The sequence below is a fragment of the Sphingobium sp. WTD-1 genome (assembly GCF_030128825.1).
Lineage (GTDB): Bacteria > Pseudomonadota > Alphaproteobacteria > Sphingomonadales > Sphingomonadaceae > Sphingobium.
Genome location: NZ_CP119127.1, coordinates 455,751 through 478,313, shown reverse-complemented (window position 1 = coordinate 478,313; position 22,563 = coordinate 455,751). Strand labels below are relative to the sequence as shown.

Sequence of the window (22,563 nt, the reverse complement as noted above, 5' to 3'; positions counted from 1 at the left end):
GTCGACGCCGTCTGTCGCGAGGCAAAGGGCCTTTGCCGGCGGTGGAGCGACACTAGGCCCACGGCGCGCATTCGGTGCGTAAGGCACGTGGATATAAACCTGCGACGCAGGGTTGATGAAATATCTGCCTGACGGCAGCTGCTCCAGGATCTGAGAGGTTCAATGGCCAGTTCGCAACAGACCCGCCTTGTGAAGATCTATCCCACCCGGTCCGGGGCCATGAACAACGAACATGACAGGGTCGCAAGAGCCGAGCTTGCGCGAAGGATAGCCCGGCTTGGTCAGGCGACATTCGTCGATAACGACCCTGCGCCAGTCTCCGAGCCGGATAATGATGCGCGGGACACGCTCTTCATCCCGACCGGCACGATTGACCTGGAAATGGCGCGCCAACTGGGCATCCGCAACGAAAGCCAGATTTACGGCGGCGTGGTTCCGCATGGCTTCGTCGGAAGCAAGGTCATCACGCATCCGGTTTTTCCAGGCAGCAACGAAGTCCCTGAGGGATGGCGGCCCGAACTGGGCGCCGCTCTTGCGGCTTATGTTCTTACTGGCTGGTCCGCGTTCAGCGTTGATGCTGTGCGCGAAGCGAGCCTCGACATGCTTCGCAATGGTTCGATCCGTCTGAAGGAGGTCGAGGCGACGGCGGGACTCGGACAATTTGTCGTCACTTCGCCACGGGAGCTGGAAGAAGCGATCGCGCAGCTCGATGCGGAGGCTATCGCGCGTGACGGCGTCGTGATCGAAGAGAATCTCGACAATGTCATCACTTACAGCGTGGGCGTGACATGTCTTTTTGGAGAGATCATCTCTTACTGGGGCACCCAGCGCCTTGCCACCAACAACGAAGGCGCCACCGTCTATGGAGGCTCGACCCTGCATGTGGTGCGGGGCGGCTTTGAGAAGCTGGCGGGCCTGAGCCTGGCCGACGATCTGCAGCAAGGGATCGAAAAGGCGATCGCATATGATGCGACCGTCTCGAAATTCTACCCGGATCTGATGGCCTCTCGTCGCAATTATGACGTCGCCGCAGGCATGAATTCTTCCGGGGAAACGCGCATCGGTGTTCTTGAGCAAAGTTGGCGGGCGGGCGGTGCAAGCGGCGCCGAGATAGCGGCCTTGGAAGCCTTTGCACGCGATCGCGAGTTGTCAGCGGTGACATGCGCCACGATGGAAATTTATGGTCATCTTGACGCCGCGCCGGAGGGAAGCATCCTCTATTATAGCGGTATCGATGCAGTCGCGGGACCGATCACAAAATATGCAATGGAGCTGGAATGACGGGCAGCCAGATATGTTTTGAAGTCGAGGGGGAAAGTCTGGACGCGACCATCCTGTCACCGGACAAGCTCGTTCCTGGCATTCTCTTCATCCACGGGTGGGGCGGTTCGCGCGATCAGGACATGGTTCGGGCCGAAGAGATCGCGCAGCTGGGCTGTATCTGCTTCACCTTCGATCTGCGCGGCCATGCCCGGCACGCCGAAGAGCGCTATCGGGTGACGCGATCCCATGGTCTTGCCGATGTCGTGGCTGCCTATGATTATCTTGTCGGTCAGGACCAGGTCGATCCATCTGCCATTGCGGTCGTCGGCACAAGCTATGGCGGCTATCTCGCAGCGCTTCTTACTGCCGTCCGCTCGGTCAACTGGCTCGCCTTGCGCGTGCCTGCTCTTTATCCTGACGAGCATTGGGATGTCCCCAAGGCAATGCTCGACCGCGAACTTATCAATGCCTATCGGGCGCGCTTCCGCACGGGCCGCGAGGACAAGGCTCTGGCGGCTTGCGAGCAATTTGCCGGCGATGTGCTGATCGTCGAGTCAGAGCAAGACGACTATGTGCCGCACGCGACAATCAGTTCCTACATGTCCGCGTTCCACAACAGTAATTCCTTGAGCTACCGCATCCTCAAAGGCGCTGATCACTCTTTGCGGGACGAAGGGTGTCGGCGCGCATACAACCAGTTGCTGCTGACGTGGATCGAGGAAATGGTCCGTGGCGGTCGCCGGCCCTCGACAAGCAGTCAGCAGGACGCCGGAGAGCTTCCTGCCCAGGCCTATAAGCTGGCGGACCGATAACATCTTCAGACGCCTTGGTCCGATGTGCCCTGTCATGCGTTGAGGGTGCAAAGGAGAGAGCCATGTCATTGTCGCTTGAAGATCTGTCGCGAAAGATGAAGGAAATCGATTTCGCGATGCTTGCTACCCACGCCGCAGACGGCGCGATCGGATCGCGTCCGATGAGCAACAACCGCGAAGTCGATTATGATGGCACTGCGTGGTTCTTCACTGACGAAACTGCACTGATGGTTTCGGAAATCGAGACCAATCCCGCTGTCAATCTGAGCTATCAGGGCAAGTCTGGCTTGCTCGGCCATCGGCCTTTCTTCGTTGCGGTCGAGGGGCGGGGCGTCTTGATCAGAGACCAGGCTCAATTCGACGCGCATTGGACGAAGGGGCTGGAACGCTGGTGGCCGCAGGGTACCCAGACCCCCGGACTTGTCCTCATCCAGGTCATCGGCAAGCGCGCCCATTATTGGGATGGTGAGGAGGAAGGCGAAATCCTGCTTGAGGGCACCCGTTGATGGCCCTTGACGAAAAGCCGTCCGCGCGCCGGCTGGGTAAAGCCGGCGCCTTCGTCGTCGGCATCATCATCGCCACTTTCATCGTCATATTTGTCGGCAGAAACCTGTGGCATGGCGACGAGCTGGAGCAGGATCAGGCGGTCGGCAATAATGTCGCCACCGAGCATACCGGTCCATCCTATAATCAGCGGCCCTGAGGCGAGCCGGGCAGCCGAGCACCGCGCCGGCCGCTCACTGCGCCATGGGCTGATTGGGCTCCGATGCCCAGCACAGGTGGCAGGGTGGTATATTGCGCCATTCATATCCGGCCCGCACCGACCCAAATCGGTCTTCGAGCAGCGGGCGCACGGCAGTCCGCATCTGATAAGCCATGAAGAGTCCATCTGGGCACAGGAGTTGAGCGCTGCGATCAATGATCTGCGTTGCGGCTTCTGGCTCGAGGGTCGAAAAGGACAGCCCGGAAATGATGCAATCGGCCTGAGAAAGGCCGTGACTGGCCATGATATGCTGCACATCTGCCGCCGATCCCGTGACGACATGCAATCGTTGATCCGGGATGACGGGCAGCGAAAAGAGCCCGGCTCCGATCAGGATGCAGACGATCGGCAGGGAGAGTGGCAACTGGCGAAGCGCCAGCGGGAGCCATGCGACAAGCGCGACAAGCAGCCCGGCTCCGCTCAAGACAAGGATATAGGGTTCCGGCACTACGATGGGAGGTCCATCCCGAACCAACGACCTTATAGCCAAGTCGTTTCCCGCTATGCGGTTCAGCGCACAATTAGAATCGCCGACAAGCTCTAGCGTCGGCTCCGTAAGGAGCGCGGTTGACCGTTCATGACACTGGCAGCCCGCCAAGGCGTTGCTGTCATTCTTCGATCTTTCTAATCTCCGTGCGACGTCTGCTGCGGCGACTCTGCTCACCGACCGTCACCACCTGTCTTTCACATGGCTGCCGGGCATTCCGGTAACGAGGGAAAATGAGCCGTTCGACAATGTACGATGCCGAGTTCGACGCCGGTGTGTGGTTGTCATCGGTGGTCGATAATTCCGGCGATGCCATCCTCAGCAAGACTCTCGACGGCGTTATCACCAGCTGGAACGCCGGGGCGGAGAAGCTGTTCGGTTTTACCGCAGCCGAGGCGATCGGCCAGCCCATCACGCTCATCATCCCTGAGGACCGTCTCCACGAGGAAGCCGATATCATAGGTAAGCTTCGTGCCGGCGAACGCATCGATCGGTTCGAGACGGTGCGCCGGCGCAGCAATGGCGAACCCGTCCATATCGAAGTCACCATCTCGCCGGTGCGCAACGCCGCGGGCGAGATCATCGGTGCGTCGAAGATCGCGCGCGATATAGGCGAGCGGCTGCGGCATGCCGGGGACCAGCGGCTGCTGGTCCGCGAGATGCATCACCGCATTAAGAACCTGCTGTCGATCGTGCAGGGCCTCGTCAGCGTCGGCCGGCGACGGGCCGACGATGTCGATGACTTCGCCGACGACCTGAGCAGCCGGATCACGGCGCTTGGCGCCGCGCAGCAACTCGTCCTCGCGCTTCCGGGCGAAGAGCAGCGCGGTGCGATGCTGAGCGAGGTTATCGGCGCGGTGCTGGAGCCCTATCGCGACGACGGTCAGGTCAACATTGCGCAATGCGACGCACCGGTGGGCGCGCGCGCTTCGACGTCACTCGCGCTGCTTCTGCACGAGCTCGCCACGAACGCCGTAAAATATGGCGCGCTCTCCAATCCTGACGGCCGACTCATGGTCGATATCGCCGCAGCGGACGCGGCGATCACCATCGCATGGCGCGAACGAGGTGGAAGCGAGGACAATGGCGATCACGGGTTCGGAACAGAACTGATGCGCGCGGCCCTGCGTGGGCTCGGCGGTACGATCGAACAGGCGTGGCGCTCCGGGGAACGGGTCGTGACGATCTGCCTCGCGCGCGAGCAGCTCGCTCACTGACTAACGAACGGTGGGCGGCCCTTGTGAGACATTCATGACCTGATTTCTCGTTCCCGATTCCACTCAATCCACTTCGTCACTTGTACGAGTTGAAAGTGCTGCCTCGCTACATTCTTCACGGCGTCGGTAATGGCGTGAAGGGGTGGTGCATAAACCCCCGGACGAGACTGGAACAAACGAGATCGAGATATTTCTGGCTGTCGCCTCGATTGCAAAATAGGCATGGCCTGGAAAATGGCGATGCCTGCTGTGGAAGTGAGATTGAAAAATCACTGCGCAGAGTTGCTGTGAACCAAAGGTGGCAAGAAAATGCTCGCAGGCCTCCCCTTCTAACAGGCCGGGCCCGGAAGGGCCGTGCTTTCAAGCTCACCTCTTGAATGGAAATTGCATTCGATCCATCTGACCGTCGCACCATCTGAGATGTGAGAGAGCGAAGACCCATGACGACCGACACCATGAGCGCCCCTGAAACGCATGCCTTCGAGGCGGATGTTTCCAAGTTGCTGCACATGATGGTGCACTCGGTCTATTCCGACAAGGACGTATTCCTGCGCGAGTTGATCTCCAACGCCGCCGACGCGTGCGAGAAGCTGCGCTATGAGGCAATTTCCGATCCCGCCCTGTTCGGCGATGATCCGCAGCCGCGCATCACGCTGGCGCTCGATAAGGAAGCCGGGACAATCGTAGTCGAGGACAACGGTATCGGCATGAGCGCCGCTGACATGGGGGAGACTTTGGGCACGATCGCGCGCTCGGGGACCAAGGCCTTTATGGACAAGCTGACCGCTGACAAGAATGGTGAAGGCCAGCAGTTGATCGGCCAGTTCGGCGTCGGCTTCTATTCCGCTTTCATGGTGGCGGGGAATGTTGATGTCGTGTCGCGGCGTGCAGGAACGGATGAGGCCGCCAGTTGGTCGTCGGACGGCCTCGGAACATACACGATTGCGCCAGTCGACAAGGCGGAGGCGCCAGCGCGCGGTACGCGGGTGACACTGCATCTGCTGGATGATGCCAAGACCTTTGCCGAGCGTTACACGGTCGAGCGGATCGTAAAGGCGCAGTCGGGCCATGTCCCCGTGCCCATCTTCATCAAGGAGCTGGGAAGCGAGGAGGAAGAGCGACAGGTCGCTGACGGGGCGGCACTTTGGACCAAGGCGAAGTCGGATATCAGCGAAGAGGATTATGCCGACTTCTACCGCAGCGTCGCGGGCCAGTTCGATAACCCCGCGCTTACGCTCCACTATCGCGCGGAGGGGCGGCACGAATATTCTGTGCTGACTTTCATTCCCGAAACCAAGCCATTCGACCTGTTCGATCCCGACCGCAAGGGTCGGATCAAGCTCTATGTCCGCCGCGTCTTCATCACGGATGAGGCGGAAATCCTGCCTCGCTACCTGCGCTTCGTGCGGGGCCTTGTGGACTCCGCCGACCTGCCGCTCAACATGTCGCGCGAAATGATCCAGGACAGCCCGGTGTTGTCCGCGATTCAAAAGGGGGTGAGCAACCGCATCCTGTCGGAACTGGACAAGATCGCAAGCAGCGATGCCGACCGCTATGGTGCGATCTGGGAGAATTTCGGGGCTGTGCTCAAGGAGGGCCTTTATGAGGATTTCGAGCGGCGAGCGCAGTTGCTGGACCTGGCCCGGTTCAAGACCAGCACCTCGAACGGCGAGTGGCGCTCGCTCAAGGAATATGCGGCCTCCCTCAAGGAAAACCAGACCGCGATCTATTATGCGACCGGGACCGATCTCGATCGCATCGCCCAATCTCCCCAGCTCGAAGGCTTCAAGGCGCGCGGGATCGAGGTTCTGTTACTCCCCGACCAGGTCGACAGCTTCTGGACGACCGTTGGCGCGGATTATGACGGCAAGCCTTTCAAGTCGGTGACCCAGGGCGCGACCGACCTCAGCCTGATCCCGCTGGCTGAAGGCAGCGCTGCGACGGACGCGCCGAGCGAGGAGGTGGGCAGCTTCATCAGCTTTGCTAAGGACGCCCTGGCCGAACATGTGTCCGATGTCCGCGTTTCCGACCGGTTGACGACCAGCGCGGTCTGCATCGTCGCGTCGGAAAGCGCGATGGACCTGCAGCTCGAACGGATGCTGGCCGCAGCCGGGCAGGCGCCCGAGCGGCCGAAGCCGGTGCTGGAAGTCAATGCCGGCCATAGGCTGATCGCGAAGCTCGGCCAGACCGGGGCCAGCGACGAAGAGCGGAGCGACCTCGCTTTCCTGCTCCTCGACAAAGCCCGCATAGCCGAAGGTCAGCCACCCGCCGATCCTCGCGCTTTTGCGGAACGGCTGGAGCGGTTGATGGCGAAATCGCTGAACTGACCCATCATGCCCCGACAGCGAAGTTCGCACTTGTCCAAGGCCAGGCCCTGAAAAGCTAGGCCGCCAGCGGGAATAAGGGTGCCGATCGTTTGGCCCGTGAAAGGAACGGTCGGCGCTGTCAGTCATGGTCGCGTCAAATGCCAGGCCCGGCCCTTGAAGATGCCTTCCTGTGACGACCCATATCAGTCGCTCAGCATCCAATTTCACGCTCCCAGGTGCGGACCGGCAGCTTTCCCATTCTAGATGCCGAGACTGACCGAAACCTGCCGCTTGTTTAATTCCAATCGACTTAGTGTTTGCGCTTACGACACGGGGTACACTGGCTTATGGTCGGGCAAGCTCTACTGAATTGGTGCAATCCGATGACTGACCCGCCTTTGCCGACCGGCTATCGATTGTTCGAAGCGTTTTGGAAGCTTCTCCGCGGGAATCCCAAGCTTCGTTTCGCATCACTGTTAGTTCGCAGCGGCACGACTCTCGCAGCGGGTCCACCGCTCGTGCTGGCCTTGGCGACGCTGTTTACGGATGTGGCATTTCCTCGGCCGCCAGAAGCAATAGCGACTGCGCTAGCCATCGCCGCCCCCTTGTTGGGCGTAGTTCTGATCGGGCTCGGCATTTGGCTATTCGTGAAGCAAGACGACCCGCCGATCTTGGAGGACCATTTCGGTATCTGGATTGCCGACGGACAGACGTTCGAGATGGCCATGCGGACCGTGTTGGCCCATGAAAAGAAAGTGGTATCCTTCCCGGACTTCTCGCCTGAAGAATTAGCGCGGTTGGTGCGCAAGCAAGAACTTGAGGCACGCAGCAGCCTGATTGCTGCCGGCGCGCTTGGGGGACTCGTCGTCGGGCAGGTTCCGTTTCCGGACTATCATGTGATTGAGCACGAGACGACGATCGAAATCAGGAGGGCGCCGTGACCGTCGAAAAGAATTTCCCGAAGCCACCCGGTGGAAAGCTCGTATGTGAGGACGGTCAGTCCGCCGTCATCCGTATCAAGGGCGGAGAGATTACTGCATCCTGTCACAGCCCCGACCCGGGGGTGACCCTCTGGCGAAACGGACAGCTCACGCTCGAGGCCAAGAACTGGCTGCTTGGCGTCGTCAAGGATGAGTGGCGATCATTAAGCGCGCCTTTATCGTTCGACGATCAAGAGATCCTAGAGAGCCGCGTCTACGAGTTTCGTGGCCGTGATGGTCTAAATGTGCGGGTCGAGTTCAGTCCGCCCGAGGTTTCTAAGGGCCGGGGCGGCGGCGGAATGACTTTGGCGGGGTAGCGCCCCAAACCCCGGCATTCGACGTAACAACGTAAGCCTCGACGGAACCTGGCCTTGACGGTAATCGCTGAGTCGACGCAGCAGCGCTTGTACTTCCGGCCTGATCCGCATGGGGCCCTTCCTCCGTTGTCGACCCTTTGTGGACGCTCTGCTTCTAATTTGTCATTCCGAACTGCTGACGGTCTCCTATTAGAGCGGCAGTAGTTGACTGAGCGATCACTAATCGGAGTGGGGGCGGTGCTACCTGCGGCAAAGGTAGACCTTCGACAAGATCGATCAGTTGGTGGGTTGCGATCTCGGCCATTTCGCCAAATGGTCGCGCTACGGTGGTCAGCGCGGGGGTTAGCAATTCGGCAACCAGACTGCCGTCAAACCCGACGACGGAAAGCGGGCTTGGTACGGCGATGCGAAGTTCCGAAGCGACCTTCAGCACGCCCGCTGCCATGATGTCGTTGGCGGCAAAAATGGCTGTGGGCAGCGGCGAAAGGGATAGAAGCTGCTCGGCGGCTGCGACGCCGGAGGCGAGGCTGTAATTCCCCTCGATTTCATGAAGCAAGGCAACTCTGTTCCGGTCGAGCGCTTCGATAAAACCACGACGTCGTTCGATGGCGGATATCATCGACTGGGGGCCGGTGACCATCGCGATTCGCTGGTGGCCGAGTGCAACCAGATAATCCGCGACCGCACCGGCCGCATCGGCTTCGCGGGACAATATGACGCTGCCATAGCCATCGATCGGCACGGCCGAGAGCGCCACGGCGGCAACCTGTTCGGCTTGCAGGGCCTGAGGCAAGCCGATGATCCCGGACACGGGGGGCAGCACGATCAGGCCATCGATGCGAGACCTGCGGGCAAAGGCAAGCACATCCTCGATCGCGCCTTCTTCTTCCAGTGGCGTCGAATGGCAGATGACCTCATAGCCGCGCCGTGTCGCTTCTCGTCCAACGCCCCGTTGCACGGTGTCGAGAACCAGAGCGTTGCGATCATTATGGACGATGCCGATCAGGAAGGATCGACCCTTGGCCAACGCCCTTGCGCGCAGGCTTGGCCTGAAATTCAAGGCGGAAATAGCCTGCTCGATGCGCTCGCGGGTGTCGTCGCTGACGCGCGGCGAATTGTTGAGGACGCGCGAAACCGTGCGGATCGAAACGCCGGCGCGATCCGCCACGTCAGAAATGGTCGGCTCATGGCCATTGTTGAACGAAGCATTGCTATTCATGGTCGGACGCTATGCTGCCAGATCGCTTCTGTCACGCGCTACCATCATGCCTATCTATTTGACTTGACGCGCGGGTTGGAGAAGCATAATTCACGGCCATCAATGATAGCGCTAACTAAGGCGTGTCGAGCAATTTACGGCGGAGCAGGTCAAGGCTCCAACTGGTCATTGCAAGAAAGAAGGGGAGGATCGAATGAAGCAGATGCAATCGTTGCGCGTGCATTTCCTGACGGGAGCCGCGCTTATTTTTTGTCCGGTCGTGCCAGCGCTGGCACAGGCCCAAACTTCCACCGAAACGCCAGCTGTCACTGCTGCCGAGCAGGCGCAGGGCGGCTCGGATAGCGCAACCGCAGACATCGTCGTCACCGGATCGCGCATCGCGCGCAATGGCTTCGACGCCTCGACCCCGGTCAGCGTGGTCGGCTCCGAGGACATCAAGCTCTCGGGCAATGTGAACGTCGAAAAGACGCTGGCGCAGCTGCCGCAGGTGGTCGGTTCACAATTGGGTAGCGCGACCTCGAATACTGTTCCCGGCGGCTTTGCCGACGTCAACCTGCGCGGCTTTGGTTCGACCCGCAACCTGGTGCTGGTCAATGGGCGGCGCTATGCCATTTATGGTCCGGAGCAGGTTACCGATCTCAACACGATTCCGTCGAGCCTGATTGCGCGCACGGAAATCGTGACGGGTGGTTCGTCGGCCGTCTACGGGTCCGATGCCATCACCGGCGTCGTCAACTTCATCATGCGCGACGATTTCGAAGGCGTGGAAGCGCGCGCCCAGCTCAATATGGATCGTCCCACCGGGACGCCCGTCTATACCGTCGACCTGACGATGGGCGGTAATTTTGCCGACGGTCGTGGCAATCTGGTCGTGTCGGGCAATTATCTCAAGCGCAACTCGATCACGCGCGGGCAGCGCGGCAGCTTTGCCTATGACTCGCTCAACGACGGATGCATCGTGCCGGGCAGCGGCGGCCATGACCGGGCCGGCACGCCCTTCACGCCGGCCTCTGGCCTGGGCTGCGTCGCGGGTGGCGGTGAGCTTGGCTTCGTTGCCGGTGGCAGCGGTGACATTCCCAATGGACGCTTTTCCGGTATTCCGGCGGCGGGCGGCTCCAACGCGGCGCTCAATGCCGCCTATGCCAATGCCGGCCTGTCGGCGATGACGTCGCGCGGCTTCACCTTCAACGATGAAGGCACGGTTGCCCGGCCACAGATCACGCCGCAGGATGATTTTAATCTGGGCCCCGACAATTATCTGATCCAGCCGCAGAAGCGCTGGATGATCAACAGCTTTGGCCATTATGATTTCACCGATGACATCACCGGCTATATGGAGCTTCACTATAGCAGCAATGTGGTGAATGCCCGACTGGCGCCGACCAATGTCGGGTCGCCCACCTTGTTCGATGTCAATAATCCCTATCTGACGCCGCAGTTGCAGGAAGTGCTCCGCCAGCTTGATCTGGCCGAAACCGGGACGACCACCGTCACCAGCGGTACCGCGACGCGGACGACGACCGCAGGGGACGGGCTGGCGGTTCTGACCGCGGGACGCCGCTATCGGGAAGTGGGGCCGCGATTGGCCAGCGAACGGCGTAATGTCTTCCGTGGCGCCTGGGGCTTCAAAGGCAATCTGGGCAGCGTGTCGGACAATGTCCTGACCGATCTCAAGTTCGACGCCTATTACACCTATGCCCGCAGTGAAGACACGTTGCTGCTGCAGAACGCGATTTCGCGTAGCCGGCTGCAGGCGGCCTTGTTGTCGGTCAATGGCGCGGCACCGGTCTGCAACATCTTTGGCCAGAATATCTCCGAAGCCTGCGCCAGCGCGATCCGCATCAACGCCACCAACTCGACCATCGCCACCCAGCAGGTCGCACAGGCGAGCGTCACCGGCACCCTGTTCCAGCTGCCTGCCGGTCCGGTGGGTTTCTCCAGCGGCTATGAGTGGCGCAAGACCAGCGCAACCTTCACGCCGGACTCCTTCCTGGCCTCGGGCGACGTCGCCGGTTTCAATCCCGGCCTGCCGACCAAGGGCGACGTTTCGGTCAACGAGATTTTCGGCGAATTGCGCGTGCCGTTGATCCACGACACACCGTTCATGGAGAGCCTGGTTGCCAATGGCGGCTTCCGCTATTCCGACTATAGCCTGTCCGGCATTGGCGGCCAGTGGACCTATCTGGGCGGGCTCGACTGGCGGGTGAACCGCGATCTTGCCTTCCGTGGACAGTATCAGCGGGCGATTCGCGCACCCAATGTGAACGAGCTTTACGGCGGTGTGACCCGTGTCGTCGGTGTCGCGACCGATCCTTGCTCCTCGCGCGCTTCGGCGGCGCAGCGGACCGATGCCGTCCGCGCGGTCTGCATCGCGACGGGCGTTCCAGCCGGCGCGGTCTTCACCGATGCGGTCCAGCCCAACAACATCATGCCGGCGGACTTTGGCGGCAACGTCAATCTGGGTGCGGAAAAGTCCGACACGTTCACCGTCGGCGCCGTGTTCACGCCCAGCTTCGCGCCCAAGCTCTATTTCAGCGTCGATTATTTCAACATCTCGCTGGACGGCGCGATCTCGTCGCTGGGCGGTGGCCTGCAGAACACGCTCAATCTCTGCTATACCGTCATTCAGGACGCCAATAGCGAGTTCTGCCGGGCGATCGTGCGCAATCCCAATACGGGTGAGATCAACGATCCCTATGTGGCGCAGATCCGCAACGCCAATACCGGCAAGCTCAAGACCTCGGGCATCGACTTTGCGATGCGCTATTCCTTCGACGTCGGTTTCGGCTTCCCAGGGCTGGGCAGCACCAGCTCGTTCGATATCAGCAGCAACCTGACCTATCTGGACGAATTCACGTCCACGCCGGTCGCGGCGTTGCCCGACATCAAGAATGAATGTGCCGGAGCCTATGGCCCGACCTGCGGCCAGCCGCTGCCGCGCTGGCGGGCGACGTCGCGCATCACCTGGAATGTCGAGGATCTGAGCCTCAGCCTGCGTCATCGCTATATCGGCAAGGTCACGACCGACCGCTATGTCGTGCCGCATCGTCAGGGGGCGGCGAACGCGCCCAGCCTCGACAGCTTCGCCTATCCGGTGCTGAACGATCAGAATTATTTCGACCTGTCGTTCAACTACAAGCTGCGCGAGGGGATGGAGATTTTCGGCGGTGCGAACAACATGTTCAACAACAAGCCACCGGTCACCACCCAGGGGCCGAATGCCAACACCTTCTCGGCGACCTATGACGTGCTGGGGACCGAGTTCTTCATCGGCGCATCGCTGAAATTCTGAGGACGAGACAGGAGGGCGGGGGCAGCTAGGCTGTTCCCGCCTTCATCATGACAAGGGGATGGATGATGGGTTTTGACCGGCGAAGCTTCCTGCAAGGCGGTGCATGGGCAGGCATGGCCGGGATCGCGCAACCGGCTTTTGCGGCCTCCGGTGCGAGCCTGGGATCGGCTGCCGGGGCCGTTGGCGGGATCGTCGATGTCCGCCGGTTCGGCGCCAAGGGCGACGGCACGGCGATCGATAGCGGCGCGATCAACAAGGCGATCGATCATGTCGCCGGGCTGGGCGGCGGCACCGTCTATTTCCCGGCCGGTTCCTATGCCAGCTACACGATCCGGATGAAGAGCCGGGTCACGCTGTTCCTGGCGGATGGCGCTGTCCTGCTGGCCGCCGCGCCAACCGGCGCGCATGGCTATGACCATGCCGAACCGATCGGGGAGTGGGGTGCTTATCAAGATTTCGGGCATAGCCATTGGCGCAACAGCCTGATCTGGGGCGAGGGGCTGAACGACATCGCCATCCTTGGTCCGGGGCTGATCTGGGGCAAGGGGCTGGGCCGGGGCGACGGCAAGGATAATTGGCTCAAGGATCCGACCGGTCCCGGCACCGGCAACAAGGCGATCGCGCTCAAAAATTGCCGCAACGTCCTGTTGCGCGACATCAGGATATTGGAGGGCGGCTGGTTCGCACTGCTCGCCACCGGGGTCGATAATCTTACCATCGACAATGTGCTGGTGGACACCAACCGCGACGGCTTCGACATTGACTGCTGCCGCAATGTGCGGATCAGCAATTGCACCGTCAATTCGCCCTGGGACGACGGCATCTGCCCCAAGAGCAGCTATGCGCTGGGCCATCCTCGCATCACCGAAAATCTCACTATTTCCGACTGTTTCGTCACCGGCAATTATGAAGTCGGGTCGGTGCTGGATGGTAGCTGGCGCAAGATGCCGCCGTCCTTTGCGCCCAAGATCCACGGACGCATCAAGTTCGGCACCGAATCCAATGGTGGCTTCCGCAACATCACCATCAGCAACTGCATCTTCGAGGATAGCCGGGGGCTGGCGTTCGAGACGGTCGATGGCGCAGTGGTCGAGGATGTGACGGTCAGCAATATCACCATGCGGGGCATTATCGACGCGCCGCTGTTCCTGCGGCTGGGCAAGCGGATGCGCGGGCCTGCGGGCGTACCGATCGGCACGATGAAGCGCATCCTGATCCAGAATGTGGTGAGTTCGGGCGCCAATATGCTGCCATCGGTGATTGCGGGGCTGGTCGATCATCCGATCGAGGATGTCTCCATTGCCGACTGTCATTTCCAGCATGTCGGTGGTGCGCCGACGGCGATGGCCAAGGTGCGTCCGCCCGAGGCCGAACTGGCTTATCCCGAGGCGACGATGTTTGGCGATCTGCCCGCCACCGGTTTCTTCGTCCGCCACGCGCGCAATATCCGCTTCAGCAATGTCGAGGTGGCGGTGGCCGCGCCCGATCCGCGTGCAGCCTTCCGGCTGGAGGATGTGCAGGACGCCGACTTTGTCGGCCTGCGCGCGCCACGCGGCACGACCTGGTCGCTTGACCGGGTCACCGGCTTTCGCAGCAGTGGGGCGCGCTGGATCGCGGACCGCCGGAGCGACGGCCCGCTGTCCGGTGACTTTTAGCCCCTGCGGTCTGGTGCGGCGGCGAAGGCCGCCGCGATCGCATCGCGAAAGGGTTTGGGGCGAAAATCGGCATCGAAGGGGCAGGGCCGCTTGGCCATGCCGTCAGGCCGCAGCCGCATGCCGCTGAGCCAGCTATAGCGGTCGGACAGGCCCCAGCACATCACCGTCTTCGTTTGGGGATAGGATAGCATCAGGTCGAGATAGGCCTTGGCATGGGCGGCGACCTGCGCGTCGCGCGGACCGATGGCGCCGGGTAGCGGATTGTCATGCACGTCCATTTCCGTGACCAGCAGGTCAAGGCCCATGCCGGTGACCTGATCCAGGAAGCGGCGGAAGGCGGGTTCATCCAACGATCCCAGCCCTGTCGGCGTATCGCTGAACTTGCTGCCGAGGTGACTCTGTATGCCAAGGGCATCGATGGGCGTGCCACGCTTGCGCATCTGTTCCAGCAGGCGCAGCACCGCATCCCGATGCACGCCCTCGTCGGCGCGCCAGCCCATATAGTCATTATAGACCAACTGGGCCTTTGGCGCTGCCGCGCGCGCGGTGCGAAAGGCGATGTCGATTGTCTCGAACGCCCCGATATGCCGGGACAAAGCGGTGTCGCGCAGCGCCCCGGTTTCGGAATCGATCGCTTCGTTGACGACATCGAAACTGTCGATCCGGTCGGCATAGCGGCCGGCGACCGTGGCGACATGATCGGTCAGCAGCCGTTCCGCCTCCGCCCTGGGATTGGGCCCATAATCATGCTCCGCCACCCATTGCGGCATCCATCGCTCGCTGTGCCACAACAAGGTGTGACCGCGCACGCCAAGGCCGTTGGCTCCTGCCCAATCCACGATCCGGTCGGCCGCGCGAAAGTCGAAGTGCTGCGGATCGGGACGCGTGATCGACCATTTCATTTCATTTTCCGGCACGACCAGTGCGCATTGTGCGGCATTGAGCGCGCGATAGCGGGGATCGGCGAAATTATCCTTGCCGACCGTGCTGCCGAAGCGGATGCCCTTGGCGGAGCCCAGCGTGGCGAGGGAGTTTACTGATCTTGCCCAGGCAGGAACCGGCAGGGCCAGGGTCGCGGCGCCCGCGATCAGGCTGCGGCGGTCGATCACCCGGTTCACAGCGTCACCCGTTCATTGGCGTGCAGGGTCAGTTGGCGGACGGGCTGTCCCGTCAGGCGCAGGCGGACCGTCTGGGCCTGCGGCTCGATACCGATCAGATGGCGTGGCTTGCCCTGCTTGTCGGTGACGAGGCGCGCGGCCCCACCCTCGATCCGGCCGATTGGTGCGCCCGCAAGGCTGAGGTCGGCGCCCCCGGCGAGATAGACCATGGTGGCGCTGCGTCCCGCATCGGTCGGCATCGACAGATGGGTGGCCTGCGCAGCCTCATGGCCAGGGCGGACATTCCAGTGCAGGTCATCAGCTTCCTCGCAGACGCCGACGAGCCGCCAGCTATAATCGACCATCACCAGCGCGGCGGGGGAATAGCCGGCGGCCTCGGCATGGGTGAAGGCACCGGTGCGCGGGTCCATCTGCTGGCGGAAGGTCATGTCGCGGATCAGCGCTGCGCACCAGGGTGTCATCATCTGGCTGAACTCGGCGGTGCGGCCATAATGGTCGAACCAGCGGCCTGCGCGCAGCGCCGTCAGCGCCTGGGTGGCGCCGCCCCAGCTATTGGCCGGTATCGATCCGACAAAGGCAGGGTCATCCATCGCCACCGACGTCAGCGGATAGGGCGCCCAGAAGGCGGCCGGATTATGCAGTTGCCGGGTCCAGAGCGTGTCGAACAGCGCCTGATCGGGCACATGTTCGCCGCAGACGCGCGAAAGAATATCGGAACGAACGCGCACGAAATCGCCCTTCGCGTCGAGATCGTAGAAGGCCGCATCTTCCGGCACATAGAGTTTGGAGAGGATCAGGCCGCGAATATGATCGGCCTGCGCGGCCCAGCGGTCGGCCTCGCTGGTCTTGCCAAGAGCCGATGCCATTTCGACCAAGGCCCTGCGCCCGCCATAAACGGTTGCGGACAGGTCCGGGCACAGGCGGGGCAGGGTAGCGATGGGGTGATGGGTGCGGGCGTCCTTGTTCGGACACTGGTTGGGCATGCCGGCCCAGCGCGGGCTGTTGTCATGGCCGGTATCATAGGTGCAAAATCCTTCGACCAGTCCGGTGCCGCGCGTATTGCGATAGCGCATCAGCCAGCCATCCCAGGCCGTACAGGCGCGGTAGCTGGCCTCCAGCAGCGCGCTGTCGCCGGTCGCTCGCGCCAGTTCCCAGGCGGTGGCAGCGATCGGCACCACCATCTGGATCTGGCCAAAGCCGGTTTCGACGATCTTGTTGTTGGCGGGCAACTGGCCGTCCGCCCGCTGCAATTCGAAAAAGGTCATATGGCTGTTACGGGCCACGTCCGGCCGGAATTTGCGATAGACCAACGCCTCGTGCGGCCCGCATTCCTGCCAGATGCCCTGATAGACGGCGCCTTCGATCAGCACCGGCTTGCTGACATAGGGCATGACCTGAACATTGGCGGCCAATACCGCCAGCGCCTTGTCATAGGCCGCCTGCCAAAGCCGGTTGGCGGTGTTGAAGCGCGGCGCATCGGCAGCCGGTTCGGCATAGGCCATTCGACTTGCGCCAGCGCTGGCAAGGCCGCTCGCGGCGGTGAGCAGGAAGGAACGTCGATCCATTTATATCCCCTGAGAGCTGGCTTTAAGGCGCGACCGGCGCGGGATGATCGACCCGGACCCAGTCCACGTCGATCGATCCATCCGCGCCGCTGCGGTTGAAGGTGAACAGGCCCGGTCGTGAGCCTTTCCACCAGGAGAAACGGGCAAGGCCAATGGCATCGCCGAACGGCAGGAAGGCGCGGCCGTCGAGACTGTAACTGTAGCGGACCGTCTGGTCTGCGCCGACCTCCGCCCGCAATTCGACGGAGGAGCCGGTGAGGGCAGGGCCGGTGGTTTCCTCCCCGGCCGACGCCAGGGTCAGGTGCATCCTTCCACTCTGCCGGACGATGCCGATCCAGCTAGGCTTCACGCCGAACAGAGTAAGCCCCGCCCGCTGGCCATCGGTCATCCGGCCGATCTCGATCCGGGTCGTGATCCGGCTGCTCGGCCCCTGCAATATCTGGGTCAGCGTGTTGCGGGCGGTTACCAGATGGTCGGCGGGCAGGGCGTGGAGACGGAGGAAACCGGGGCGTGCCGTGAGGCTCCAGGCACGGTCGTCCGGGTTATGGTTCCATTCCCATTGTGGCCCCAGTTGCGCGCTGCCGAATGCGTCCGTGTCCTGGAGCCGATCCGTGCGTGCGGGCGATCCCGTGTCCGGCATGGCATGGTGCTCGACCGGCTGGCCGACATCACTGCCAGGGCGCAGGTCGCCGATCACCGGCCAGTCATCGACCCATTTGAGCGGTTCCAGATAGGTGATGCGGCCAAAGGCGCCGCTGCTGTTGAAGTGGATGAACCAGCCCTGGCCCGACGGCGTTTCGACCCAGCCGCCCTGATGCGGCCCCTGCAGCGCGCTGCTGCCCTGCGCCAGCACGGTTTTCGCTTCATAGGGGCCACGAATATCGCGCGCGCGCAGGGCGACCTGCGCGCCCTTCTCCACGCCGCCATAGGGCGCGAAGATATAATAATAGCCGTTGCGTTTGTAGAATTTGGGGCCTTCGAGGATCGGCAGCTTCTGCTTGTCCTCGACGATCACCGTTCCCCCATCGAGCACGCTCTTGCCGTCCGCGCTCATACGATGGAGGATCAATGGCCCGGCGCCATGGCGGGAATGGACCAGCCAGGCCTGGCCATCATCGTCCCAGAAGGGGCAGGGGTCTTCCAGCATCGGCTGGTCGATCACCTTGACCGGCGCGCTCCAGGGGCCTTCCGCCTTGCTGGCGGTGGCCATGAAGATGCCCTCGTCCGGCGTCGCCCAATAGACGTAGAACAGGCCGGCATGATGGCGGATCGAAGGCGCCCAGACGCCGCCGGCATAGCGGGTGCCGCCGATCGGCTTGGAAATCGCGTCGGTCAGGCTGTGGGGGCCGGGCATGTCATATTCGGGCGCGAACGGCAGGCGCGGCAAGACATGGCGAAGGATCGACCAGTGGACCAGGTCGCGGGAATGGAGGATCGGGATGCCGGGCGAGAAATGAAAGCTCGACGCCACCATATAATAATCTTGTCCGACGCGGATGACGTCGGGGTCGGAATAATCGGCGTAGAGAATGGGGTTGGCGTAAGTCGATGCGGACGAAATCGTCTTCGCCGCGGCGCCAGACCCGCAGATCAGAGAGGCAGCACACAACAGGCTTGTCAGCATTCCGCTTTGAAGCGGCATCACATATCCCTCCTATCGGCAAAGCTTTATAAAGGCGCGCTTTGCTCGTTGATCGACTGATTGTGCGTGGAAGAGTGCTGTAATGCAACAAATTTTAGATAGCGCTACCATTGTCTAGGTGCGTTTTCACAACGACCATTTGTTCGATCTAGATATGCTGCCAGTTTCGACCCAAATCGGCCATTTAGTAGCCAAATTTTCATCCCCGGCAGCAGACCTTCCGCTTTTGCGATTTTCATGATTGGTGCGTGACCACCACAGCCCCGGTCCTGGCTCCTCGCAGTGGCAAGGAGCCAGGCGAGCTTAGATTTCTGTGCCCTCTGCGAGAGTTAAAGCGTCCTCCACATCAACTCCGAGGTATCGGACCGTGCTTTCGATTTTCGTGTGCCCAAGTAAAATCTGGACCGCACGGAGATTCCCGGTCGCCTTATAGATGATCGATGCCTTGGTCCGACGCAGAGAGTGGGTCCCATAATCCTCGCTGGGCAAGCCAATTCCAGTGACCCATTCATCGACCAGACGCGCATATTGCCTTGTGCTGATGTGGGTTGCGTGATCGGTGCGGCTGGGGAATGCAAAGTCCTCCAAGGACCCACAGCGCAACTCGAGCCATTTCAGCAGGCTTGCGCGAGCATCGTCCATCAGCTCAAACTGGACTGGCCTTCCGGTCTTTTGCTGAACGACTGTCGCACGCGTTCGAATTTTCCGATCGCAAACGATATCGCTGATCCTGATTTTCACCAGATCGCAGCCGCGCAATTTGCTGTCGATGGCTAGATCGAAGAGGGCTCGATCGCGAATGCGTCCATGCTGGTCGAGAAAGAAGCGGATTGCCCAAATCTGGCGGGGTTTCAGCGCCCGCTTTGCGCCAACCTTGCGTCCGGCGTTCCAAGATACCCGCTCCCGGGCGGCGGGATCAAATTCTGATAATCCCATGACACGTCTCCTAGGGCCATGATGGCCGCAGGGATAACGCTTCAAAATCGGCCAACCCTTCGTACCCTGTATGGGGTCAACGTTTTCCCTCGAAATCTGATTTTAGAATCGGAAGAAGACTGATGTCGCTCCTGCGACACCAGCCTCTCCGATCGCCTATGATGTGCGTTTGAAGATGAAGTGCGGACCAGAATAGATCCGCACGGGATTACCGCGCTCCAATTGTTTGTGAACAGCCCATTCTGCCTGTCGCCCTTTGGCTTGCACATGGGCCCGCTGATCCTCGATCAACATCGCCAGCTTCAGCTTCGCCAGTTTCCGGTTGGCGTGCTGGGATCGTTGTTCCTGGGCGGTGGCGACGAGGCCCGAGGGGCGATGTGTTGCACGCACAGCGCTGTCGGTCTTGTTCACATGCTGACCGCCCGGGCCACTGGCCCGCATTGCTTGATAGTCGATATCCTCTTCTCGCAAATCGGTAATCGCATCGGCTTCTGGTGCGATGCTTACGCCGACGAACCAGTTGCGACGCTTGTGATGAGGCCGGAATCGGCTTTCGCCCTTCCACAAGATCGTGCCCACACGCCCGGATACAAAGGTCGCCGCGCCCTCACCCGATATTTGAAGCAGGAGCGAAGACGGCAGGCCTTCATGGCTTTCGACCAGTTCGCAGGCAACGCCAGCCTCTTTCGCTTCCCGCGCGAAAGCCATGGCCAACTGGGCAACGACCCAGCGGCACTCCTCCGGCCCACTGCCGGAAGTCAGATGCAGGATGATTTCGCTCAAGCGCTGCGCTATCCCATAGGCATGTGTCATCCATCCCAGATCGCCCCGATCAGAGGTGGCATGGCCTTCCTGAGCCAAAAATCGCATGTCAACGTCGGTAAGCGTATCGCTCTGCAAGCGTTCAAGAAATGCTGGCGGCGCCGAAAAGAAATGCCCCCCGTCTCCGACGAACGTCAGACATTGCGACGACCGTGCGCGAGCGCGGAGTGGGAAGCGGATCATTGGAGCAGCAGATCCCATATCGCCTGCCGGTGAGCCGCCATTCTTGCATGCTCGACGCCGTTATAAGTGGCGACGGAGGCCAGGAGAGTATTGAACGCTTCGACGCTCGTCACTTGATCGCATTGTGCCCCATTGTCGCTCGGGATTCGATTGCCGGCGGTGGTTCGTGACCGCTCTTCAGTCCTTCCAGTCGCATCGGGTTCCATACCTTCGGTCACAACGCTGCGCTGTCTGTGAGGGCATGGAAATCATCCAGCGTTGCTTCGAAATAATGCAGCCGAGGTGCATCGAAGGTTGCCATGTAAAGTTGCCCCTTGATCAAGGCAGCCCGTGCCTCTCCCTTCCTTGGAAGATTGTCCGCATCGACATATTCATATGTAAAGCGGATGCCATCCTGTCCCAAAAACCGGTCCGGTTTCGAGTTTGTAACGGAAAATGATCCGATCCCCTTTTCCGTCCGGTAGGTGCCTTCAAGCAGTTCAGGGATCTCAACCAGCAACGTTTCGCTGCTGAATTTGGGCAAGGGCTTATGCTTCTTGCTCGTTTCGCGGATCAACGGTTCGCCCGGCGCTATACCACCGTAAAAGGTGACGTCGTTGAGCTGTTCTCCGTCCAGCGTCCAGGTCTCGGCCTTTTTGCCCGGACGGATCGACAGACTGTTCCAATCACGAACGGGCGTGACCTTCATGGCCGATTTCGCGACTTCGACCTGCATATTCTTCTCGCGATAGCCGTTGGCGCAGGCCATAGACACTGACAGCATGCCGGCGACGCCAACGATAGCCGCACGTGTCCACATAGTTTTTTTCATCATTGCCCCCCGGCGGCGGGTGCCAGCATGTTGATCATGGCGGCATCCGATGCATTTGGTTTGAGTTCGAGATAGCGGCGTAAGGCGGTCTGCCCTTCCGTGCGACGGCCAGTCTTGAAGAGAGATAAGCCTAGTCCGCGCTGCGCTTCGGGCAATCCGGCATCCATCTCGACCGCTTTGCCGTAAAATTCTGCAGCTTGCGCCAGATCACGCGGGTTGCCGCGCGCCCGGTAAAGATCGCCGCGAGCCACCAGGAGCGGTGCGGTCCAACCATTTTGCGCAAGCGACGATATGATATAGTCGCTTGCGCCAAAATCATTCAGCTTGATCTGATCGTCCAGAAAGGTGGGTAGCCAGGGCGCCAAAGCTGCTGCGTAGCGTGCAATTCCATCGTCCCGTTCAGCGCCCGCCGGATCGGCAAACGCTGCCAGGGTAGCGGCGCGTTCGCCACTAGGAGGATGGGATGCAAAGAAGGCAACTTTATTGAAGTCAGGCTTCCTGACGCCCCGTACCAGCGCCGAGGCTTCCTGTTCTGCCATCAGATTTTGCCAGACCACAGATGCAGACTGAGGACGCAAGGCGCTGTGATTGAGATAACCCAGCCCCAAAGCATCAGCCTCACGCTCCTGATCGCGGTTGAAATGAGAAAGGCGGCCATAAACCGACAGCTGCAAACTATCGAAATTGGAATATGACTGATATGTGTTGCCCAGCAGCGCCAGGACGGCCGCCCAGCTCAGCAAATCGCTGCTGGATCTTCTTGCTTTCCAATCGGCCAATGTGTGCCGTTGTTCGAAGTGACCAAACTCATGGCCTAACACAGTGGCGAGCTCGGCCTCGTTGCGGACGCGAAGCAGTAGGCCGCTATACACCCGCATCGTGCCATTCGGCGCCATCGACGCGTTGAACAGCGGAACCCGCAATATATAGAGACGGACGGATCGGCATCGATCGTCCCCAACGGTCGCGCATAGGACGCCCTTGACATAGGCGTTGAGCGCTTCGTCCCGAAGCACGATCGGAGAATTTGCGAGGATGCGTTCGTCCTCATCTCCTTCGCGCCAGAGCCCGATCTCATCTACCCCCTGCGGCTGATAGGCGCCAGTATAAGGGGGAGGGGGTGGCGCAATCTTGCTCTGCCCGATCGCCGCAGGCGCCATGAACGCCACAGCCAT

Annotated in this window: 20 protein-coding genes; 10 read left to right on the top strand and 10 right to left on the bottom strand. The window is 61.1% G+C overall.

Annotated elements, in window-relative coordinates:
- Positions 1 to 162 precede the first annotated feature (162 nt).
- The 4 genes from N6H05_RS02490 to N6H05_RS02475 all read left to right on the top strand — a co-directional run bounded on the left by N6H05_RS02490 (position 163) and on the right by N6H05_RS02475 (position 2,778).
- Positions 163 to 1,281, top strand: coding sequence for a DUF3182 family protein (locus N6H05_RS02490; RefSeq protein WP_284112578.1), 1,119 nt, complete (start codon positions 163 to 165; stop codon positions 1,279 to 1,281).
- Entirely contained in the window at positions 1,278 to 2,075 is a 798-nt protein-coding gene (locus N6H05_RS02485; RefSeq protein WP_284112577.1) for an alpha/beta hydrolase family protein, read from the top strand. The genes N6H05_RS02490 and N6H05_RS02485 overlap by 4 nt, the downstream gene beginning before the upstream one ends.
- A 62-nt stretch (positions 2,076 to 2,137) precedes the next feature.
- Positions 2,138 to 2,581: a pyridoxamine 5'-phosphate oxidase family protein gene (locus N6H05_RS02480; protein WP_284112575.1), complete on the top strand. Its 444-nt coding sequence runs from the start codon at positions 2,138 to 2,140 to the stop codon at positions 2,579 to 2,581.
- A complete protein-coding gene (locus tag N6H05_RS02475) occupies positions 2,581 to 2,778 on the top strand; it encodes a hypothetical protein (RefSeq protein WP_284112574.1) in 198 nt (65 codons plus the stop codon). The genes N6H05_RS02480 and N6H05_RS02475 overlap by 1 nt, the downstream gene beginning before the upstream one ends.
- Before the next feature lie 34 nt (positions 2,779 to 2,812).
- On the opposite strand, the gene N6H05_RS02470 is transcribed toward N6H05_RS02475, so the two are convergent.
- The gene (locus N6H05_RS02470) at positions 2,813 to 3,286 is read right to left on the bottom strand and encodes a class I SAM-dependent methyltransferase (RefSeq protein WP_284112573.1); all 474 of its coding nucleotides are present in this window, start codon (positions 3,284 to 3,286) and stop codon (positions 2,813 to 2,815) included.
- A 287-nt stretch (positions 3,287 to 3,573) separates the two neighbouring features.
- On the opposite strand from N6H05_RS02470, the gene N6H05_RS02465 reads away from it, so the two are divergent.
- The 4 genes from N6H05_RS02465 (at position 3,574) to N6H05_RS02450 (ending at position 8,145) form a co-directional block, all read left to right on the top strand.
- Positions 3,574 to 4,542 carry a sensor histidine kinase gene (locus N6H05_RS02465; RefSeq protein WP_284112572.1) on the top strand — a complete coding sequence of 323 codons (969 nt, stop codon included), beginning with the start codon at positions 3,574 to 3,576 and terminating at the stop codon, positions 4,540 to 4,542.
- 440 nt (positions 4,543 to 4,982) lie between these two features.
- Positions 4,983 to 6,869: a molecular chaperone HtpG gene (gene htpG / locus N6H05_RS02460; protein WP_284112571.1), complete on the top strand. Its 1,887-nt coding sequence runs from the start codon at positions 4,983 to 4,985 to the stop codon at positions 6,867 to 6,869.
- Positions 6,870 to 7,231: 362 nt separating this feature from the next.
- Positions 7,232 to 7,789 (top strand): hypothetical protein, encoded by a 558-nt coding sequence (locus N6H05_RS02455; RefSeq protein WP_048938935.1) that lies wholly within the window; start codon positions 7,232 to 7,234, stop codon positions 7,787 to 7,789.
- Complete coding sequence (locus N6H05_RS02450) at positions 7,786 to 8,145, top strand: hypothetical protein (protein ID WP_048938934.1); 360 nt, start codon at positions 7,786 to 7,788, stop codon at positions 8,143 to 8,145. The genes N6H05_RS02455 and N6H05_RS02450 overlap by 4 nt, the downstream gene beginning before the upstream one ends.
- On the opposite strand, the gene N6H05_RS28230 is transcribed toward N6H05_RS02450, so the two are convergent.
- Positions 8,043 to 8,369, bottom strand: a complete 327-nt coding sequence (locus N6H05_RS28230) for an SEC-C metal-binding domain-containing protein (protein ID WP_502958970.1) — start codon at positions 8,367 to 8,369, stop codon at positions 8,043 to 8,045. The genes N6H05_RS02450 and N6H05_RS28230 overlap by 103 nt on opposite strands.
- The gene (locus N6H05_RS02445; RefSeq protein WP_048938940.1) at positions 8,300 to 9,364 is read right to left on the bottom strand and encodes a LacI family DNA-binding transcriptional regulator; all 1,065 of its coding nucleotides are present in this window, start codon (positions 9,362 to 9,364) and stop codon (positions 8,300 to 8,302) included. Before N6H05_RS02445 ends, N6H05_RS28230 begins: the two co-directional genes overlap by 70 nt.
- Before the next feature lie 193 nt (positions 9,365 to 9,557).
- Between N6H05_RS02445 and N6H05_RS02440 the strand changes: the two genes are divergently transcribed.
- Positions 9,558 to 12,656, top strand: coding sequence for a TonB-dependent receptor domain-containing protein (locus N6H05_RS02440; RefSeq protein ID WP_284112570.1), 3,099 nt, complete (start codon positions 9,558 to 9,560; stop codon positions 12,654 to 12,656).
- A gap of 65 nt (positions 12,657 to 12,721) precedes the next feature.
- Positions 12,722 to 14,311, top strand: coding sequence for a rhamnogalacturonidase (locus N6H05_RS02435; RefSeq protein WP_048938971.1), 1,590 nt, complete (start codon positions 12,722 to 12,724; stop codon positions 14,309 to 14,311).
- On the opposite strand, the gene N6H05_RS02430 is transcribed toward N6H05_RS02435, so the two are convergent.
- The 7 genes from N6H05_RS02430 to N6H05_RS02400 form a co-directional block, all read right to left on the bottom strand.
- The gene (locus N6H05_RS02430) at positions 14,308 to 15,429 is read right to left on the bottom strand and encodes an endo-1,4-beta-xylanase (protein WP_284112569.1); all 1,122 of its coding nucleotides are present in this window, start codon (positions 15,427 to 15,429) and stop codon (positions 14,308 to 14,310) included. The two genes, N6H05_RS02435 and N6H05_RS02430, sit on opposite strands and share 4 nt — an antisense overlap.
- Positions 15,426 to 16,994 (bottom strand): MGH1-like glycoside hydrolase domain-containing protein, encoded by a 1,569-nt coding sequence (locus tag N6H05_RS02425; protein WP_048938937.1) that lies wholly within the window; start codon positions 16,992 to 16,994, stop codon positions 15,426 to 15,428. Before N6H05_RS02425 ends, N6H05_RS02430 begins: the two co-directional genes overlap by 4 nt.
- Positions 16,995 to 17,016: 22 nt before the next feature.
- The gene (locus N6H05_RS02420) at positions 17,017 to 18,636 is read right to left on the bottom strand and encodes a glycoside hydrolase family 43 protein (RefSeq protein ID WP_048938936.1); all 1,620 of its coding nucleotides are present in this window, start codon (positions 18,634 to 18,636) and stop codon (positions 17,017 to 17,019) included.
- Between the two features lie 303 nt (positions 18,637 to 18,939).
- A complete protein-coding gene (locus N6H05_RS02415) occupies positions 18,940 to 19,572 on the bottom strand; it encodes a tyrosine-type recombinase/integrase (RefSeq protein WP_037516637.1) in 633 nt (210 codons plus the stop codon).
- Between the two features lie 156 nt (positions 19,573 to 19,728).
- Positions 19,729 to 20,577 (bottom strand): peptide chain release factor H, encoded by an 849-nt coding sequence (prfH, locus tag N6H05_RS02410; RefSeq protein ID WP_284112567.1) that lies wholly within the window; start codon positions 20,575 to 20,577, stop codon positions 19,729 to 19,731.
- Positions 20,578 to 20,791: 214 nt separating this feature from the next.
- Positions 20,792 to 21,391, bottom strand: coding sequence for a hypothetical protein (locus tag N6H05_RS02405; RefSeq protein WP_284112566.1), 600 nt, complete (start codon positions 21,389 to 21,391; stop codon positions 20,792 to 20,794).
- Positions 21,388 to 22,563, bottom strand: a complete 1,176-nt coding sequence (locus N6H05_RS02400; RefSeq protein ID WP_284112565.1) for a M48 family metallopeptidase — start codon at positions 22,561 to 22,563, stop codon at positions 21,388 to 21,390. The genes N6H05_RS02405 and N6H05_RS02400 overlap by 4 nt, the downstream gene beginning before the upstream one ends.